General features: G+C 64.8%; 19 protein-coding genes and 1 riboswitch. Of the genes, 7 read left to right on the top strand and 12 right to left on the bottom strand.

Annotated features, from left to right (window positions below; genetic code table 11):
* Positions 1–33 precede the first annotated feature (33 nt).
* From HMPREF0372_RS15650 to HMPREF0372_RS15630, 5 genes are all read right to left on the bottom strand, one after another.
* Positions 34–858: a metal ABC transporter permease gene (locus HMPREF0372_RS15650; RefSeq protein ID WP_007494586.1), complete on the bottom strand. Its 825-nt coding sequence runs from the start codon at positions 856–858 to the stop codon at positions 34–36.
* On the bottom strand, positions 858–1,643 hold the full coding sequence (locus HMPREF0372_RS21130) for a metal ABC transporter ATP-binding protein (protein WP_007494584.1): 786 nt from the start codon (positions 1,641–1,643) through the stop codon (positions 858–860). Before HMPREF0372_RS21130 ends, HMPREF0372_RS15650 begins: the two co-directional genes overlap by 1 nt.
* Positions 1,640–2,527, bottom strand: a complete 888-nt coding sequence (locus HMPREF0372_RS15640) for a metal ABC transporter substrate-binding protein (protein ID WP_007494583.1) — start codon at positions 2,525–2,527, stop codon at positions 1,640–1,642. The genes HMPREF0372_RS21130 and HMPREF0372_RS15640 overlap by 4 nt, the downstream gene beginning before the upstream one ends.
* Positions 2,528–2,628: 101 nt before the next feature.
* The gene (locus tag HMPREF0372_RS15635; protein WP_039997778.1) at positions 2,629–3,474 is read right to left on the bottom strand and encodes a hypothetical protein; all 846 of its coding nucleotides are present in this window, start codon (positions 3,472–3,474) and stop codon (positions 2,629–2,631) included.
* 125 nt (positions 3,475–3,599) lie between these two features.
* Positions 3,600–5,846: a hydratase gene (locus HMPREF0372_RS15630; RefSeq protein ID WP_039997776.1), complete on the bottom strand. Its 2,247-nt coding sequence runs from the start codon at positions 5,844–5,846 to the stop codon at positions 3,600–3,602.
* Positions 5,847–6,043: 197 nt separating this feature from the next.
* On the opposite strand from HMPREF0372_RS15630, the gene HMPREF0372_RS15625 reads away from it, so the two are divergent.
* Positions 6,044–7,582, top strand: coding sequence for an N-acetylmuramoyl-L-alanine amidase family protein (locus HMPREF0372_RS15625; protein ID WP_007494573.1), 1,539 nt, complete (start codon positions 6,044–6,046; stop codon positions 7,580–7,582).
* Between the two features lie 39 nt (positions 7,583–7,621).
* On the opposite strand, the gene HMPREF0372_RS15620 is transcribed toward HMPREF0372_RS15625, so the two are convergent.
* The 7 genes from HMPREF0372_RS15620 to HMPREF0372_RS21380 all read right to left on the bottom strand — a co-directional run bounded on the left by HMPREF0372_RS15620 (position 7,622) and on the right by HMPREF0372_RS21380 (position 13,560).
* Positions 7,622–8,386: an SDR family NAD(P)-dependent oxidoreductase gene (locus HMPREF0372_RS15620; protein ID WP_007494571.1), complete on the bottom strand. Its 765-nt coding sequence runs from the start codon at positions 8,384–8,386 to the stop codon at positions 7,622–7,624.
* Between the two features lie 89 nt (positions 8,387–8,475).
* On the bottom strand, positions 8,476–9,582 hold the full coding sequence (locus HMPREF0372_RS15615; RefSeq protein ID WP_007494568.1) for an ABC transporter substrate-binding protein: 1,107 nt from the start codon (positions 9,580–9,582) through the stop codon (positions 8,476–8,478).
* 4 nt (positions 9,583–9,586) lie between these two features.
* A complete protein-coding gene (locus tag HMPREF0372_RS19870) occupies positions 9,587–11,071 on the bottom strand; it encodes an ATP-binding cassette domain-containing protein (RefSeq protein WP_007494566.1) in 1,485 nt (494 codons plus the stop codon).
* Positions 11,071–12,087 carry a FecCD family ABC transporter permease gene (locus HMPREF0372_RS15605; RefSeq protein WP_009256688.1) on the bottom strand — a complete coding sequence of 339 codons (1,017 nt, stop codon included), beginning with the start codon at positions 12,085–12,087 and terminating at the stop codon, positions 11,071–11,073. Before HMPREF0372_RS15605 ends, HMPREF0372_RS19870 begins: the two co-directional genes overlap by 1 nt.
* A gap of 23 nt (positions 12,088–12,110) precedes the next feature.
* Positions 12,111–12,596 carry a nucleoside-triphosphatase gene (locus HMPREF0372_RS15600; RefSeq protein ID WP_007494563.1) on the bottom strand — a complete coding sequence of 162 codons (486 nt, stop codon included), beginning with the start codon at positions 12,594–12,596 and terminating at the stop codon, positions 12,111–12,113.
* An 89-nt stretch (positions 12,597–12,685) separates the two neighbouring features.
* Positions 12,686–12,823: riboswitch (molybdenum cofactor riboswitch) on the bottom strand.
* 52 nt (positions 12,824–12,875) lie between these two features.
* Positions 12,876–13,259 (bottom strand): winged helix-turn-helix domain-containing protein, encoded by a 384-nt coding sequence (locus tag HMPREF0372_RS21385; RefSeq protein WP_007494562.1) that lies wholly within the window; start codon positions 13,257–13,259, stop codon positions 12,876–12,878.
* A gap of 37 nt (positions 13,260–13,296) precedes the next feature.
* Complete coding sequence (locus tag HMPREF0372_RS21380) at positions 13,297–13,560, bottom strand: response regulator (RefSeq protein ID WP_007494559.1); 264 nt, start codon at positions 13,558–13,560, stop codon at positions 13,297–13,299.
* Positions 13,561–13,648: 88 nt separating this feature from the next.
* Between HMPREF0372_RS21380 and HMPREF0372_RS15590 the strand changes: the two genes are divergently transcribed.
* From HMPREF0372_RS15590 to HMPREF0372_RS15565, 6 genes are all read left to right on the top strand, one after another.
* Positions 13,649–14,470, top strand: a complete 822-nt coding sequence (locus HMPREF0372_RS15590; protein ID WP_039997774.1) for a hypothetical protein — start codon at positions 13,649–13,651, stop codon at positions 14,468–14,470.
* Positions 14,471–14,524: 54 nt separating this feature from the next.
* Complete coding sequence (locus tag HMPREF0372_RS15585; protein ID WP_007494555.1) at positions 14,525–15,361, top strand: sensor histidine kinase; 837 nt, start codon at positions 14,525–14,527, stop codon at positions 15,359–15,361.
* A 132-nt stretch (positions 15,362–15,493) separates the two neighbouring features.
* Positions 15,494–15,979 (top strand): cytidylate kinase-like family protein, encoded by a 486-nt coding sequence (locus HMPREF0372_RS15580; protein WP_007494553.1) that lies wholly within the window; start codon positions 15,494–15,496, stop codon positions 15,977–15,979.
* The gene (locus tag HMPREF0372_RS15575) at positions 15,960–16,286 is read left to right on the top strand and encodes a DUF1622 domain-containing protein (protein ID WP_007494552.1); all 327 of its coding nucleotides are present in this window, start codon (positions 15,960–15,962) and stop codon (positions 16,284–16,286) included. The genes HMPREF0372_RS15580 and HMPREF0372_RS15575 overlap by 20 nt, the downstream gene beginning before the upstream one ends.
* A gap of 17 nt (positions 16,287–16,303) precedes the next feature.
* On the top strand, positions 16,304–17,380 hold the full coding sequence (locus HMPREF0372_RS15570; protein WP_039997772.1) for a hypothetical protein: 1,077 nt from the start codon (positions 16,304–16,306) through the stop codon (positions 17,378–17,380).
* 1 nt (position 17,381) lies between these two features.
* Positions 17,382–18,413, top strand: a complete 1,032-nt coding sequence (locus HMPREF0372_RS15565) for an FAD:protein FMN transferase (RefSeq protein WP_007494549.1) — start codon at positions 17,382–17,384, stop codon at positions 18,411–18,413.
* Positions 18,414–18,430: the final 17 nt, after the last annotated feature.

Here is an 18,430-nt window from a genome sequence, read left to right as displayed (position 1 = left end):
ACCGCGGAAGCCAAGCTTCCGCGGTGCTCTTGCTTATATACACTTTTTTCGCAGGAGAAAGGTGACGGCAAACCAAACCGCCAGATAGAGGGTGATGGACGCCCCGGCGGAAGAGCCGATATAATAGGAGGTCATCAGCCCCGCCAGGCCGGAGATCACCGCCCCAAGCAAGGAGAACAGGTGATACTGCCGCATGTTCCGGGCCACATTCCGGGCGGCGGCGGCGGGGAGCACCAGCAGGGAGTTGATGACCAGCAGACCCACCCAGGTCATGGATACCGTGACCACCACGGCGATGGCGGCGGAGAACACCGCCTCCTGCCAGAACACCCCCACCCCCCGGCTGTCCGCCAGGGCAGGGTGGATGGAGGACAGCATGAGCTGATTGAAGGAGCACAGCCACAGCAGTACCACAACCAAAAGGATCACCGCCAGCAGGGCGATCTTGGCGGGCTCCACGCTGAGAATGTCACCGATGAGCAGGCTGTTGTACTGGGTGAAGCTGCCGCCGCCGAAGGTGGCAATAAAGATACCCAGGGCCACGGCGGTGGAGGAAAAGACGCCGATGACCGTGTCGCTGGCCATATTGGACTTTCGGCGCACATAGGTGAACAGCAGGGCAAACACCGCCGCCAACAGCACCGCCATCCACAGGGGATCGGCCAGGCCGCACAGGGTGCCGATGGCAATGCCGGTAAAGGCGGAGTGGCCCAGCGCGTCGGAGAAGAACGACATACGGCTTGTGACCACCATGGTGGAGAGCAGGCCGAACAGCGGCGAGATTACCAGCACCGCCAGCAGGGCGTTGCGCATGAACTGCCAGTGAAAGGGCTCCAGGAGCCCGGCCAGGAAATCCATCAGCCCCTCCCTCCTTTCCCCAGGTTCCCTTTCCCCAGGTTCAGGTGAAAGACCTCCTGGAACTCCGGCGAGGCCAGCACCTCATCCGGCGGCCCCACCCGCAGCACCGTGCCCTTGAGGAGGATCACCTTGTCGGCAAACTGGCCCAGGGTGGCGAAGTCGTGGGTGGACAGGAGGATGGACAGGTCATAGCGGGTACGGATCTCGTCCAACATGTCCAGAAGCTGCTTCTCCCCGTCAATGTCCACGCCTGAGAGGGGCTCGTCCAGCACCAGAATGTGGGGCAGCGGCTCTAGCGCCAGGGCCAGCAGCACACGCTGGAGCTCACCGCCGGAGAGGGCCCCCATCCGCCGGTCCAGCAGGCTCTCCCCATGCACCCGGGCCAGACATGCACCCACTCTGGCCCGCAGGCTCCGGGGGGAGGGCAGGAACACCGGATAGCGGGAGATAGCGGCGGAGAAGAAGTCGAACACGCTGACCGGGTCTCCCCGGTCAAAGCTGGGAGACTGAGGCACGTAGCCGATCAGCGGCCGGGTCTTGTCGCCCACTGCCCGTTGGAACTCAATGGTTCCGGTGTGAGGCACCTGTCCCAGGATGGTACGGAAAAGAGAGCTCTTTCCCGCCCCGTTGGGGCCGATAAGGGCCACGATCTCCCCGCAGTGCAGGTGGAAGGAAACATCTCTCAATACTTCCTCCCCGCCGAAACTCACCCCAAGGTCGGTGGCTTTCAGACAGCAGGTCCCGGCACAGCCGGGCCCTGTGGTTCCGTGCTTGTGTACGCTCATCCCAATGCCTCCGCGATGGTGTCGATATTTTTCTGCATGGCGTCGAGGTAGGGCTGGATGCCCGTGCCGTCGCCGCTCATGATCATGTCCAGTTGGTACACCGCACAGCCGGTCTCCCGGGAAATGGCCCGGGCGGTAGCTTCAGAGCCATTGCGCTCGGTAAAGATAGCTGGAATTTCATATTCCCTCACCAGATCCACAACCTCCTGGATCTCAGCTGCGGAGGCCTCCGCCCCCTCCTCCTCCTCGATGGACTTCAGTAGGTTCAGGCCGTTGTCCAGAGCAAAATACTGAAACCCGTCGTGGAACGTGATCAGATAAGGACAGGCTAGGTTCTCCATTCGTGCGTCATCTTCTGGCACCAAGGCCGCAGCCGCAGCGGCATTTTCACGGTAGCAATCCAGATTTTTCTCGTCCAACGCCCCTAAGCCATGAAGAATATTATTCATCATAACCAGTGCTGACTCTTCACACATCCAGATGTGGGGGTCGTACTCGGTGTCATGGTCGTGGCCCTCGTGGCCCAGGGCGGGCAGGAGCTCAATGCCCTCCGAGCAGTCGATCACCGCCGCGTCAGAGGCCGCCAGGGCGTCGCCCATAAAGTCCTCCAGCCCCGCACCGTTCATCACAAGCACATCGGCCTTCTCGATGGCCCTCATGTCACTGACGGTGAGCGTGTAGTCGTGGAGGCAGGAGGTGGGCTGGTTGACCAGCAGGCTTACCTCCACATCCTCCGCCCCCTCGGTCACCGCTGTGGTGAACAGGTAGACCGGGTAGGTGGTGGCCAGGATGTGAAGCGTGCCGTCGTCCCCCGGTTCGGCGGCAGGAGTACAGGCAGAGAGCAGAAGGCCAAACAGACACGCTCCCGCAAGGATTTTTTTCATATACTTCCCCTTATCTCAATAAAACAGGCGATACGCCGGGTAATTCCTACCCGGCATATCGTATTATACCGTATTTTGCCGCCCGTGTAAAACAAATCTTCTCACCGGGCCAGAAATTCCACCGCCCAGTGGAGAGGAAGATAACCCACGGCATAGCTGGCGATATTGGCGCAGGCGGCGTAGGCCGCCCGGCGGAGCCCGCTGTACTCCTTCAGCAGGAACACATAGGCAATCAGCTCCACCAGCAAAATAGGCACCTCCGCCACGAGGAGCACCAGATACTGAAGGGCAGAATCGCCGATGGAAACCAGGTCTGCCGCGATCCACAGGTGGAGCCCCGCCTGGGTGACTAGGTTGACGGCGAGGAACACCAGCCAGTCCCGCCGGGCTCGGAAGCCGAACAGCCACAGCAGCCCACCCTCCACCAGCAGGGTGGGCACCAGGGTGGATAAAAACTGGACGCCGTAGAACCCCGCCGGGGAGGTGGCCCTTATAATGGAGTTGGTCTCCCAGTCGTACGTCAGATGGGTGTAGAACACCGTGCGGGTAAAGGGCTCTGCCGTGGCCCAGGCCCCGTCTGGGCCGGAGACGGCGATACGAAAGGCGCGGGGCAGGCCGTAGTAGGTAAAACGATGGGTACCGTCCTCCCCCGGCCGCAGATCTCCGAACAGAGGAACGCTGGTGCCTCCCGCCAGGGCGGGGTACCAGCCGTCCACCTCCCAGTCCCGCAGCCCTTGGAGAAGATTGGGATCGTAGTCTGCCGGATCGATGTTTGCATGGTCGCCGGGGTCGGTGACGAGCAGATCCAGGTAGTACTCCCCCGCCGGGGCGTTGACCACCGTGATGGTGACGGCGGGCTTGGGCCCGCTGTCGGCGGAGGCGGTGCCTGGGAGCACCATCAGGCAGAGCAGAACACACACAAGCAATGCAAGGAGATGCCGTCTCATACAAGTCCTCCCTCCTTCCCAACCATACGGCCACATGTAAAGGGCTCCGGAAAACGGCGGGCCGATGAGGGCATCGGCCCCTACGCTTCCCCGCTTTTTCAGGGGCGGGCGGCCACAGGCCGCCCCTACTTGGCGTAGTAGTTGATCAGGCAGCCCGCCAGCACGATGTCCCGCTCCTCGCGGGTCATGCCGGGAAGCTTGAGGGTGACGGGCCGCTCCGTGCCGTTCTGGAGGAGGACGGCCGATACCTCCTCCGCCCCGCCGTCCACGGCGGCGCGGATGCCGGGCAGGTAGATCCGGTCGCCTGGCTGGAGGTTCCAGTCCTTCACGTCTTCGGCGATAAAGGGCAGCATGCCCCAGTTGACCACGTTGGAGCGGTAGCGCTTGGTGGCATACTCCGCGGCCAGGTTGGCCGCGCCGCCCAGCACCCGCTGGCAGGAGGCGGCCTGCTCCCGGGCGGAGCCGTCGCCGGGCTTGAGGGCCATCACAAGGGAGCCCAGGCCGGTATCCGCCGGGTCATGGCCCAGCAGGGCCTCCCCCACCCGGGGATCACCAGGATTGGTGCGGCGGAGCCGTTCCACCGCCAGCACCTCCTTGGCCCGGGGCACGTACTGGGGGTCCTTGCGGCTGAGGGCGAACTCGGAGAGCTTGACGGGGTTGGAGCGGTAGGAGGAGGTTTCGCCGGAGGGAATGAGCTCGTCGGTGGTGGTGACGGGGTCATAGATGGCCGAGCACACCGTGAGCAGCAGGTTCTCCGGCAGGGCCACCTGCTCCGGCCAGTCGGCGATATTGGGACCGAACACCAGCTCCTGGCAGGGGTCGGGCCGCCCCACGCCGAAGTAGACCCGGGCCTTGTAGGGGGTGTCGTCGTAGGCGAAGGGCTCCTCGGCAGGATCGGCCGGGGGTGAGGGCAGCTCGTCGGCCCCGGTGAGCACGCCGCCGTTGAGGGCGGTGGCGGCGATGCTCCGGGCGTCCATGAGGGCCACGTAGGACACCTGCCCGTCGGAGGGCTTGCTCCCCTCCCGGTTGGGGAAGTTACGGGTGGAGTGACGGATGGAGAAAGCCCCGTTGGCGGGCACGTCGCCCGCGCCGAAGCAGGGACCGCAGAAGCAGGAGCGGATGGAGGCGCCGGCGGCCATGAGGGAGGCAATGTAGCCCCTCCGGGTCAGCTCCAGGTTGACGGGCTGGCTGGTGGGATAGACCGACAGCCAGAACTCGCCGGAGCCGATGGCGCGGCCGTCCAGGATCTGGGCCGCCCGCACGATATTCTGGTAAGTACCGCCGGAGCAGCCGGCGATGACTCCCTGATCCACCCGGAATTTGCCGTCCACAATCTTCTCCCTCAGTGAGGCGGGCCGGTTCTTGAGCTTGAGCTGGCGCACCGTGTCCTCGTCCACCTGGTGGAGCAGCTCATCCATGTTCTCCTTGAACTCTTTGATGGTGTAGGCATTGGAGGGGTGGAAGGGCAGGGCGATCATGGGGCGGATCTTGTCCAGCTCCACCTCAATGAGTCCGTCATAGTAGGCCCCGTCGGCGGGGGCCTGGGGCTTGAACGCCTCTCCCCGGCCCAGTACGGCCAGGTGGGCCTTCAAGGTATGATCGGCGGGCCAGATGGAGGACAGGCAGGTGGTCTCGGTGGTCATCACGTCGATGCCGGAGCGGTAGTCCATGGACAAGTTGGCTACGCCGGGGCCGAAAAATTCCATCACCGCGTTCTTGACCACTCCGTCTTTAAAGGTGGAGCGGATGAGCTCCAGCGCCACGTCCTGGGGGCCCACACCGGGGATGGGCGTGCCGGTGAGGTAGATGGCGATGACCTTCGGGTACGGGATGTTATAAGTTTTTGATAAAAGCTGCCGGGCCAGCTCCGGACCGCCCTCGCCGATGGCCATGGTGCCGTAAGCGCCGTAGCGGGTGTGGGAGTCGGAGCCCAGGATCATCCTGCCGGGGGCGGCGTACCGCTCCCGCATATAAGAATGAATGACGCTCTGGTGGGCGGGGACAAACTCGCCGCCGTACTTCTTGGCCGCCGACAGGCCGAACACATGGTCGTCCTCGTTGATGGTGCCCCCCACGGCGCACAGGGAGTTGTGGCAGTTGGTGAGCACATAGGGCAGGGGGAACGCCTGCATGCCGGAGGCCCGGGCGGTCTGGATGATGCCCACATAGGTGATGTCGTGGGAGGCCATGGCGTCGAAGCGGATGGCCAGCTCCTCCATATTGTCTCCGGTATTGTGGGCCTTCAGAATCGCGTGGGCCATGGTGCCCTCCCTCGCCTTTTCCGGCGCGGGCAAGCCGGCCGCAGGGCCGTCTTTGGCCGGGACAAAGCCCCCGTTCTTGTAGTACACGCCCTCACAGGTGATCTTCAGCATGGGTATTCCCTCCGTTGCTTTGTATTTAATGTTTATCATAACAAGTTTTGCCGCAAAACGCAAGGGATTTGCCCACATTTACAGTAGCGTGTCAAAGTGCCTGCCATAAATTTATGTCAACCTTTTTTGCGGTCCTTTCTTGACGGCACCTGTGGAATAAGGTAGAATATTAGCATCTATCGCCGAGGAGTTCTGCCATGAAAAAAGCCGTTTCCTTCCTGCTCACCCTCGCCCTGCTGGCGGGGCTGCTGTCCGCCTGGGCGGCCGGTCCCGCGGGGACCCTCTCCGTCTACTTCTACGACGAGACCACCCAGCGTTATGGTGAACTGACCCAGACCGACCGGGTCAGCCTGACGCTGGACGGCTCGCCTCTGACACCGGACGATGTACCCGCCCTGGTGCAGTACCCGGCGGGACAGAACGGCCGCACGCTGGTGCCCGTCCGCCTGATCGCGGAACGGCTGGGCGCCTCGGTAACCTGGGTGCCGGAAACCCGTCAGGTCATCCTCCTGCGGGAGGAGAGCACCATCGTACTCACCCTGGGCTCGGCCACCGCACTGGTCAATGGTCAGGCCATGGAGCTGCCCGGTGGTGTGCCCGCTGGCGTGGTTAAGTGGGAGGGCCGGGAGAGCACCATGGTCCCCCTGCGCTTTGTCTCGGAGCAGTTGGGCGCCACCGTGGACTGGGACAACGATACCTTTACCGCTATCCTCACCTCCCCCGGCACCCCGGAGCCGGAGCCCACGCCGACACCGACGCCGACCCCCGAGCCCACGCCCGACACGCCCGCCGCCGGAGACAAGGGGTATGTCACCGGCATCTCGGTGGACGCCTCTTCCCACGTGGTGACCATCGCCACCGACCATATACCGGAATACCGGGTGGTGGATCTGGGAGACCGGGTAGCGGTGGACCTCCTGGGCGCGGTGTTTTCCGGCGCTCTGGAGGGTGAGGCCGCCCTGCCGGTGGACAGCGATGTGTTCTCCTCGGTGCGTTACAACCAGCACGGGAACGACTTGGGGTATGGCTATCCCCACACCCTGCGGGTGGTGCTGGACCTCAAGGGCGGTGCCAGCTACGCCAAAAATATCACCGTGGAGGCGGGCAGCAGCGGCGTGCGCATTACCGCCACTCCCTCCGTCTCCCCCGAGCTGCCCCCCATTGACCCCAACAAGTACACCGTCGTACTGGATGCCGGCCACGACGGGAAAACGCTGGGCGCGGTATATCCGGATGCCAACGGGGTGGACATCTATGAGAAGGATCTCACCCTGTCCATGGTCTACAAGCTGCGGGACATCCTTCTGAATGAAGGCTATAACGTGGTGCTCACCCGGGACGGGGAGACCGCCGGAGACCTGTACGAGCGCTCCGAGCTGGCCAACCGGGTCAACGCCGACCTGTTCGTGAGCATTCACTGCAACTCCGCCCCCACCGTCCCCACCTTCCAGGGGCTCTATACCTATTACTACCCCACCAGCAGCCGGAGCAAGGCCTTTGCCCAGGCCGTGCAGGACGCCGCCTGCGCGGCCAGCGGCGCGGTAGACCGCGGTATCGCCTCGGCCAACTTCGTGGTCCTGCGGGAGACCAACATGGCCGCCGTACTGGTGGAGACCGGCTTTATGACCAACGTAGAGGAACTCACCCGCCTGTGCGACGAGACCTATCAGCAGAAGCTGATGGAGGGCGTGGCACGGGGTGTCGGCGACTACCTGAACTCCCTGCCGCGTAAATAAACGCAGCGCCCGGAGCCGTTTGGTTCCGGGCGCTTTGTATCATGCCCTTCGCAGGCCCTCCCAGCAGGCCATGATGAAGCAGTGGGGCAGGAACTTGCTGGCCACACGCTGGACCAGGGCGGGCAGGCCGCAGGTGGTGACGGCCAGCAGGCGGCTGTTCCGCAGGGCCCGCCGGGCCACGGTCTCCGGCCGCTGGGCGAAGGGAAAGCTCCGCACGGTGCGCCCGTTTTTTGTATCCCTGGCCACGTCCATGAAATCGGTTCTGATCCACCCTGGGCACACCGCCGTCACCCGGATGCCCCGCGGAGCCGCCTCCCAGCGCAGGGCGCGGCTGTACCGGAGCAGAAAAGCCTTGGTGGCGGCATAGACGTTGAAGCCGGGCAGGGGCTGAAAGGCGGCGGAGGAGCAGATCTCCAGCACCCGGCTTCCCCGCCCCATGTAGGGGAGCACGGCGGCAGTGAGTGCGGCGGCAGCCCGGCAGTTCAGGTCGATCATGCCGCAGGTCTCCTGGAGGGTGAGTTCGGCGCAGGTGCCGAATTTGCCGAACCCGGCGGCGTTAACCAGCACCGCCACCTCCGGCGCCTCCGCTCTCATGAGAACCCGCAGGTTCTCCACGCTCTCCAATCGGGTCAGATCCAGGGCCAGCGGCCGCATCGGGGTGCGCAGCTCCGCCGCCAGTGCCTCCATCCGCTCCCCCCGGCGGGCCACACCCCAAATCTCATCCAGCCCGCCCAGCGCGTCCAGCCGCCGGACAAAGGCCGCCCCCAGGCCGGAGGAGGCCCCGGTCACAATGGCAATTTTCATGTGCTCCCCTCCTTTTTCCCTATTGTACGCGTAATCCACCGCCCTATGCAAGCATCCCGGCCTCCAAAAAGGGGCCGGGATGTGTGATTTTATTGCTTCCCGATCGAGTTGGCCATCAGGGCCTCGTACTGCTCTCCAGTGAGCGCGCAGTGGTAGAAGAGGTCGAAGTATTCGGTCACCTCGGCCTGGAGGTCGTAATCCGCCGCGTCGGGGTAGAGGAGCTTTGCCATCCACAGCATACCCAGATAACGCTGGACGGAGGGCGGAAAGCCCATCCAGTTGTAGGGGCCCATGGGGGCCTCATAGTAGCTGCCGTTCTGGGTGGCGGTGAGGCTCTGCCACAGCGGATCATCCCCCACGGAGGCATAAACGCTGTCGGGAGCGAAGAGGATTACGTCGGGATTCCACAGCATGAGCTGTTCCATGTCCACCTCGTTTCCGGTACCCTTGGAGGAGGGGGAGTCCACCACCGCCAGGTTGTTGGACAGCAGGTCGATGATCTCGGCGTGGTAAGACCCCTGGGCGATGACGTTGAGGCCGGCGTCGCCGGTGATGTAGAGCAGGTTCGCCTTCTCCACGTGCTCCGCCACGTCCTTGACCATGGCGTAGGTCTCGTCGCAGTAGGCGGCCAGCGTCTCGGCCTCCTCCTCCATGCCCAGCAGCTCGCCCAGCTTCCGATAGGCGTCGCCCATGGTCTCAATGGTGGCGGACACGTGGACGAAGGGGATGCCGGTCTGCTCCTGGAGGGCATCCAGATCCTCCACGATGGTGTCCTTGGGCTCGCCCACGTCGATGACCACCTGGGCTCCGGAGCCCAAGAGGGTCTCCAGATTCAGCTCACCCTTGCCGCCGTAGAGCTGGCCCAGCAGGGGCAGATTGTAGTACTCGGTAGCTAGGTACTGCTCGGCGCTCGCGTCCCACTCGTCGGCAATGCCTACCAGCTTGTCGGGGCACAGGGCGAAGAGCACCATCTGGGCCAGGGGGCCGGAGACCGCCACGCTGGTGATCTCCGCGGGCACCTCCACGGTGCGGCCCACGGAGTCGGTGAAGGAGGCGGAGCCGTCCTCGGGCTGGGCGGGGGTGGACACCGCCGGCGCGGGGTCTGCGGAGGGGCTCTCCGCGGGCGCGGGGCCGCCGCAGGCGGCCAGCCCCAGGAGCATACTGAGGGCCAGGAGGGTACAGAGCAGCTTTTTCATGGTATCATCTCTCCTTTTCTTTGTCTGGTATCTCGCAGGCCTGGAACCAGAGCAGGCCGATGGGCTCGTTCACCGGGAAATACCACGGAAATTCCGGGTCGTCCCGCCGCTGAAGGCGGCTTTGCAGGGCCTCGGGGGTCAGCTCCGCCGGATCGTCCCGGCTGTGGGTGCGGAAAAAGACCGCCGCGTCCTCCAGGGAGCGGAAGGGCTGGCCCATATCCAGCTCTAAAACCCGGCTCTGGTAGGGGATGCCCCTCTCCTTCAGCGCCCGGCACAGCTCCTCGAAGCCCTGCCGGGGGTGGTCCTTCCCCCTGGAAAAGCGGTGATCCCGGCCGCAGCGTTTGAGCACCGCCACCGTGCCGGTACACTGCCGACGGGCGGCGGAGAGGATCTCATCCGTGCGGCCGAAGAAGCAGAACACCATAGCGTCGTAGGGCTCCTCCGGTGTGTCGGCCAGCACATCGCACCGCCGGGGCTCCACGTTGGGAGGCAGGGGCTGTGCCTCCAGATGGCGGATGGCCTCGGCGGACAGATCGGCCGCCACCACCGCGCCGCAGTAGTGGGCCAGCGCCAGACTCAACCCGCCGAGCCCGCACCCCGCGTCGCACACCCGCGCCCCCGGGGGGAGCACCTGAGACAGGGCCGCGGCCATGGCCGCACAGCTCCCGTTGACCCGGATGGCGTCGGCCATGAAGCGCACCATGTCGGGGGTCCACAGGACAATGGACTTGCGCACCGGGGCGATGAGTACCCCGTCGCCGGTGCGGACAAAGCGGGCGGGCACGCCGTAGAGCTTCCGCATCAGCGCCTCGTCCAAGGCCTGGTCAGGGGGGCCGTCGGCGGCCACCCGACCGTCGTGGAGGGCCACCACCCGCTGGGCATAGAGCATGGCATGCTGTGGGTTGTGACAGGAGAGCAGGACGGTGTACCCCCGCAGGGTCAGGGCGGATACCCGCTCCAGCACCCTCACCTGGTTGCCGAAGTCCAGGGCGGAGGTGGGCTCGTCCATCAGCAGCAGCCGGGCCTGCTGAGCCAGGGCCCGGGCCGCCAGTACAAGCTGCTGCTCTCCACCGGACAGCTCCGCGAAGCTCCGGTGGGCGTAATCCGCGATCCCCAGCTCCTCCAGGGCCTCCATGGCGATGGCCCGCTCCCGGCGGCCCGGCGCGGAGAAGAGGCCCAGCCGGTGGTTGGTGCCCATGAGCACCAGCTCCAGCGCCGTGTAGGGAAAGATCATATGGCTGGTCTGGGGAATATAGGCGATTTTTTTGGCCAGGGCGCGGGGCGCCAGGGATGACACGTCGCAGCCGTCCACCCGGACGCACCCCTGGTAGCCGGGCAGCAGGCCCAGGATGCAGCGGAACAGGGTGGTCTTTCCCGCCCCGTTGGCCCCCAGGACAAAGACCAGCTCCCCCGGCTCCGCCCGCAGGTCCACCCCCCGCAGTACCTCCCGCTTTCCGTAGGAGAAGCACAGGTGTTCCACCTCCAGCATCACCGGGCACCCCCTTTCCGCAGCATCAGATAGAGGAAGAAGGGCGCGCCCGTGAAGGCGGTGAGGATGCCGATGGGGATCTCGGTGGCCAGCAGATTGCGGGAGAGGTTGTCCACCAGCAGCAGGAAGGCCGCCCCCGCCAGCATGGAGCAGGGCAGCAGCACCTTGAAGTTGCTCCCCACCAGCTTGCGGCACAGGTGGGGCACCACCAGTCCCACCCAGCCGATCATGCCGCTGACCGCGATGGAGGCGGCGGTGACCAGCGTGGCGCACACCACCGTCAGAAAGCGCAGCCGGGGGGCGTTCACTCCCATGGCCCTGGCCTCATCGTCCCCCAGGGTGAGCAGGTTGAGCTTCCACCGCAGGAGGAACAGGGGGAGCAGCCCGGCGGCCATGGCGGGCAGGATCCGGGCCACATCGGCCAGCCGGGTGCCCGACAGGCTGCCCATGAGCCAGTAGGTGATCTCCGGGAGCTGGTTGGTGGGGTCGGCCACCAGCTTGAGGTAGGAGGTGGCCGCGGTGAACAGAGAGCTGATCACCATGCCCGCCAGCACCAGGTTGAGCACCCGGTCTCCCGGCGCCCGCTGTCCCACCAGGTAGACCAGCACCACCGTGGCCAGGGACCAGAAAAAGGCGGACAGGGTGGTGCCCTGGTTGCCCAGGCCCGCCAGAATGGCCAGCGCTGCCCCGAAGGACGCGCCGGAGGAGGCCCCCAGCACGTCCGGGGAGGCCATGGGGTTCTGAAACACCCCCTGGTAGGCCGCCCCGGCGCTGGACAGGCAGCACCCCACCAGGCAGGCCAGAACGATGCGGGGCAGACGGATGTTCAGGACGGCGGTGTACTCGTTGCCCGTCCACGTCTGCTCCAGGGGGAGGAGGTGGGAGAGCAGAATCCGGCAGGTGGTGCCGGCGTCCACCCCATACCGCCCCAGGCGGAAGGAGAGGATGAACAGCGCCGCCAGCAGTACGCCCAATGCCAGCAGCACCCGGCCGCCGGTGTGTTCTGTCTTGGACAAGGACTTGCGCCTCCTCTCTCACCTCAGCCCAGCAGACGGGCCAGCTCAGTGGGGATCTCCGCCCGGTTCTCTACCGTCAGCGGGAGCAGCCGGACATCCGCCCGGCGGGAAACAGGGCCCCAGAAGGGGCTTTTTGCGTGGCGGCGCAGCACCCCCAGCACCGGCGTGGGGCCGTCCAGCAGGGTAAAGACCGCCCGCTGGAACACCGGAGAGCACCGCTCCAGAAAGCCCAGCTCGTCCATCAGCAGCAGGGAGCGCCGCCCCGCCGGGGCGGACAGCAGCCGCTCCCCCGCCGCGTCGAAGGCGGCCCGGTCGGCCCTCACGCCATGGGGCTCCATCGTGGCAACGCTCAGGGTCTCCCCCGTCTCCAGCAGCTCCAGCGTCAGCCGGCCGCCCGCCCGATCCCAGTGGGTACGGAACCCGCCGGGGGCCTCCGGCCGCCCCACCAGATAGCGGGCGATGGCGGTGGACTTTCCGCTCTGGAGCGGGCCGGTCAAAAAAATGTGCATCACACAGCATCTCCTCTTTATTGGGGCAAAACAAAACGCCGCATCCTAAAAAAGGATACGGCAACGCAGGGCGGTCCCTGTGCAGAGGGCCGCCGCGGACTGTCGTTCCTTTTCAAACACGGAAGGCACCGCCGTTTCCCGCGGCACCCTGCGGCCCCAGCCGGGGCCATCGGTCCGCCAGCCCTAGGTCACCCCGTAGGCGGACGGACTCGGAACAGTATACATTTGTACCTATAGACTAGCGTTTTCGCCGGAATTTGTCAAGCCGCAGACGGTTCTTTATACCACAAAGCGGTAGCCCAGCCCCCGCACCGTCTGGATGTAGGCGGGGCGGGCGGGGTCCTCCTCAATCTTGGCCCGCAGGCGGTTGACATAGACCATGATGGCGTTCTCGTCGATGATGGCCTCTCCCCAGAGCAGATCGTAGAGCATATCCTTGGAGAAAATGCGGTTGACATTGTCGATAAACAGCTTCATCATCGCGTTCTCCTTTGCGGAGAGGAGAATTTCCACCCCGTTTTTATAAAAGCGCAGGGTGCTGGTGTTGTAGGTGAAGGGTCCGGCGGTGATGAGGCTGTCCGCCCCAGGCAGGCCGTTGCGGCTACGGCGGATAAGGGCCTTTACCTTCGCCCCCAGAGTGACGGGGTTGAAGGGTTTGGTCACATAGTCGTCTGCCCCGATGTCCAGGCCATACAGAGTATCATAGTCCTCCTTGCGTCCGCTGACGATGATGATGGGGGGTCCGGACGCCCCGCTGCCGGAGGGTCTGTACCACCTGAAAACCGTCCATCCCCATTAGATTCACGTCCAGCAGGATCAGGTCGTACGTCCGCTGCGCCGTCCGCTCCAGGGCCTCCTCTCCGGAAGCCACCGTGTCCGCCTCGATTCCGTTGCTCCGGATGACCTTATAGAGCATGGTGAGGACGGCTTCATCGTCGTCCACAATCAGCACCGTATCCGCCACTGTGCTTCTCCCCCTTTACAGCCGGTTTGAAATCCAGTATGATTTCAGTATAAAGAATCTGCCGGAATTTGACAAGGGGGTGTGTGGTATGGAGGGGCAAAAAAAGCGCCGGCCTCCTGTTCTTCTTCTGATGATCCTGGTTCTTTTCCTCACCGTTGGCGGCCTGGCCCTGGCCGTACAGAGCTTCGGCCGCTACGACACCCTCCTGCTGGAGCAGTCGGACAGCCAGCTCTACGGACTGGCCCGTTCGGTGGACCGCAGCGTTTCGGGCGCCCTGGAGCAATTTATCGGGGAGCTGGACTACCTCATCCGGCTGGAGAACTTTACCGATGCGGAGGCCGATTGCCTCGCCGGGCAGCCGGAGGAGCTCCTTCAATTGCTCCAGAACAACCCTCTTATCCGTGAGGCCCTTATCACCGACTTTCTCTGTCTCCAGGACGGGCGGGTGCTGCTCTCCGCCTCTGGACGTACCGGCTATACGTTTCCCGTCGGGGGCAGCCTGGACGGGCGGGACCGTGTCCGCCCCTGCGTGGCGGAGAACGGCACCGTCTATCTCTCCTTCCAACTGGAGGGGGAGCGGGGGCTGTGGTACGCCGCGCTGGTGGACCTCTCTCTCTTTTACCGGCAGGTGGCCGGCGGCCTCACCACCTCTCCCCGGGATCAAATCCTCCTTCTGGACGCGGGCGGCCAGGTCCTGCTCCGCCAGACCGGTCAGGAGATACGTGTGGAGCTGGCGGCGGACGGTCTCGCCGGGGAGCCTGGCCTGGGCTTTCTGCTCCAGTGCCAGAGGGAGGGCCAGGAGGGAGCCTGCTTCTATGAGGCGGAGGGCTACACCGCCCGCATGGCGGTGATCCCCGCCGCAGGAAACAACGGCATCTTCGCCGTAGGCGTTTCCGAAGACTTCGACTAAGTATCGCGGCCCATCCGCCGCTCCGCCCTTCTGCTCACCACCGGCGGCGGACTGGTGATCGCCGGAGTGCTTTTGCTGGCGGGTCTCAACCTTCGCTCCGGGCGGCGCAACGAGCGCGCCCAGCGGGAGCTGGCCCTGCTCCAGGAAAAGAACGCCGCCATGGAGGCCCTCAACCGCAAGAATCAGGAGCTGGCCCACCATGACCGGCTCCAGACCATCGGCACACTCACCTCCAGTATCGCCCACGAGTTTAATAATCTGCTCACCCCCATCATGGGCTACTCCATTCTGGTGCTGGAGCAACTGCCCTCTGATGCCGAGGAGCTGTATGATAACGTGCTGGAGATCTACAACTCCTCCCGCAAGGCCAAGGAGATCATCGCCCGGCTGTCCGACCTGTCCCGCAAAAACACCTCTCTCACCTTCCAGTATGTATCCCCCGATGAGCTGGTACGCAAGGTGCTCGCCGTAGCCTCCCCCGCCCGGCCGCCCCATGTGGAGGTGCGCACCGATCTCGCCTGCCGCCACCTGTGGCTCCGGGGCAACGAGATCCAGCTCTCCCAGATGCTGCTCAACCTGATCCTCAATGCCTACCACGCCATGGAGCCCGGCGGCGGAACCCTCACCGTGGCCACCCGGCCGGAGGGGGAGTTTCTCTGCTTCCAGGTCTCCGACACCGGCTCCGGCATTTCGCCGGAGGTGCTCCCCCACATCTTTGAGCCCTTCTTTACCACCAAGGAGCGTGGCAAGGGCACCGGCCTGGGACTGGCCATCGTCCGGCAGGTAATGGAGGAGCACAAGGGGACCATCGCCATCGACACCGCCCCAGGCCGGGGCACCACCATGCTCCTCCGTTTCCCCACCATCACGCCTCCGGATGAGGATACCTGAACTCCAATACGCCCCCGCACCGTGCGGGGGCGTATTTTTTGTGTATACCTTAACAAATATTAAGGTTCTATCTATGTCCTGTTAAGGCTCATTTGTTATTCTTTTAACAAACAGTGGGAAAGGGGGTATACTATGCTGATTACCATTGGGCACACCTATGGCAGCGGCGGTTTGGAGATCGGTCGGCGGCTGGCCGCCCGGCTGGAGATCCCCTGCGGCGACGCGGAGTCCGACGAAGGGGCCGTCCGCTCACTGGCGGGACGCGGCTCCTGCGTGGTGGTGGGCCTGTGCGCCGACCATGTTCTGTCCGGCCAGCCGGGGCTGAACAGGATTTTTATCCACTGCGGCATGGAACAGCGGGTGGAGCGGCTGATGCGGGAGCGCGGCCTGTCCCCGGCGGAGGCCGCCCGGGAGGCGCTGCGCCAGGATCGGGAACGGGCCCGGCTCTATGGCCTGCATACCGGAGCCAAGTGGGGCGAGGTGGGCCGGTATGATCTGACGGTGGACAGCGGTCCCCTGGGGGTATCCGGTACCGTGGAGCTGTTGAGTCAGTTCATCGCCCTGAAAACCATGCGCCGGCGAAGCAAGGAGGCCGCACATGCTGGAACAACTGATTGAACGTATCCTGCCCACTATCATTGCGGCGCTGGAGCTGATGGGTATCTTCATTGTGGCGGTCTCGGCCTTAAGCGCCTTTGGCCGTTACCTGAAAAGCCTGTTCACCCGCACCCCCTGCGACGTCAAGTTCGCCCTGGCCAACGGTCTGGCCCTCAGCCTGGAGTTCAAAATGGCCGCCGAGATTCTCAAGACCGTCTTGGTACGGGACCTCAAAGAGCTTCTGGTGCTGGGTGCCGTCATTCTGCTGCGGGCCCTGCTCTCCTTCCTGATCCACTTTGAGATGAAAGGAACCCATCCCCCTAAATAAGTTTCGGAGGTATCGACATGAAACGAATGCTTGCCCTGCTCCTGACCCTGACGCTGGCCCTGGGCCTGCTGGCCGGCTGCGGCACCACAGTGGTGGTGGCCGTCCCCGCCCCCACCCCGGAGGCCGAAACCCCCACCCCCAGCCCGGAGACGCCCCCTGCCGCCGTCCCCGGCGGTGTCCCCGTCAAGACCGGCCTGGCCCTTCTCACCTCTGTGTCCAGCAGCAAGGACGCTACCGCCGACGCCGACGGCCTGGCCCAGGCGGACATCACTGTGGTGGCCGTCACGGTGGGCGATGACGGGATCATTTACGACTGCGTTATCGACTCCATCCAGTCCAAGCTCAATTTTGACACCTCTGGCGCGCTTCTCTCCGACCTCACCCTCACGATCCCCTCCAAAAACGAGCTGGGCGCCGACTATGGTATGGGGAAGATCAGCTCCATCGGCAGGGAGTGGAACGAGCAGGCCCAGTCCCTGGCGGACTATGTGGTTGGCAAGACCATCCCTGAGGTGAAAGGCATTTCCATTAGTGAAGAGGGCAAGCCCACCGGCGCGGACCTCACCGCCTCCGTCACCATGTCCATCGGAGGATACATCAGCGCGATTGAGCAGGCTGCGGCCAATGCCTCCCATTTGGGGGCCTCCAAGGGCGACCGGCTGGTGCTGACCACCACCACCAATGCCGCCAAGAGCACGGACGCTACCAGCGATGCCGATGGCCTGGCCCAGGCCTACGCCACCGTGGGAGCCCTCACCCTGAGCGGGGACACCATCACCAGCATGGTCATCGACGCGGTACAGGCCAACGTGAATTTTAACGCCGCCGGGACCATTACCACCGACCTCTCCGCTGCGCAGCCCTCCAAGAATGAACTGGGTGCCGACTACGGCATGGGGAAGGTCAGCTCCATCGGCAAGGAGTGGGACGAGCAAGCCGCCGCCTTCGCCTCCTATGTTACCGGCAAGACCGTGGCCGAGGCCACTGGTATCGCCGTCACGGAGGAGGGCAATGCGGGCGATGCCGATCTCGCCGCCTCCGTCACCATCGGCGTGGGCGACTTCCTAACCCTGGTGGAAAAGGCAGGGGCCTGAGATGCGTCGCCTGCTCCCCCTGCTTCTGTCCGTCCTCCTGCTGGCCGGCTGCGCATCCCCTGCCGCGCCGAAGGAGGAGGGTGCGAAGCGGTATGAGGCCACCTTTCTCACCCTCTTTGACACCGTGACCACCGTGGTGGGCTATGCGGAGAGTGAGGAGGACTTTCAGGCCACCGCCCAGTCCCTCCATGACGCGCTGCTGGAGTACCACCAGCTCTATGACATCTACAGCGACTATGACGGCGTGGTCAACCTCAAGGCGGTAAACGACGCCGCCGGCGGGGCGCCCGTGGTTGTGGACCGCAAAATCATCGACCTGCTTCTCTTCTGCCGGGACCTCTGCGAGGGCACCGGCGGCCAGGTCAATGCCGCCCTGGGGGGCGTGCTGGCCCTGTGGCATGATGCCCGGGAGGCTGGCATCAGCGATCCCGCCTCCGCCGCCCTCCCCGACGCCGCCGCTCTGGCGGAGGCCGCTCGCCACGCCGACTTCTCTTCTGTCATCATTGATGAGGCCGCCTCCACCGTGCAGATCACCGATCCCGCCCTCCGGCTGGACGTTGGGGCCATTGCCAAGGGCTATGCCGTGGAGCAGGTATGCCGCGCCGCGCCGGATGGGCTGCTTCTCAGCGTGGGGGGCAACGTCCGGGCCACCGGCCCAAAGCCTGGAGGCGAGAACTGGGTAGTTGGCATCCAGGCCCCCGGTGGGGAGAGCGGAGCGTTCCTCCACACCCTCTACGTCCGCGATGTGTCGGTAGTCACCAGCGGCGACTACCAGCGCTACTACACCGTGGGCGGCGTGCGCTACCACCACATCATCGACCCCACCACCTGCCGCCCCGCCGCCTACTGGCGGGCGGTCACCGTGCTGTGCGCCGATTCCGGCCTGGCCGACGCCCTCTCCACCGCCCTGTTCACCCTCCCCCAGGCGGAGGGGCAGGCCCTTCTGGACCGCTATGGGGCTGAGGCCATGTGGGTGGACGCCTCCGGCGGCGAGGTATTCAGCCCCGGTTTTTCCGCCTATCTCCGCACCTGACTTCAAAAATGAGGTGA

The sequence above is a fragment of the Flavonifractor plautii ATCC 29863 genome (assembly GCF_000239295.1).
Classification (GTDB): Bacteria; Bacillota; Clostridia; order Oscillospirales; family Oscillospiraceae; genus Flavonifractor; species Flavonifractor plautii.
This window is presented reverse-complemented; position numbering and strand designations above follow the sequence as displayed.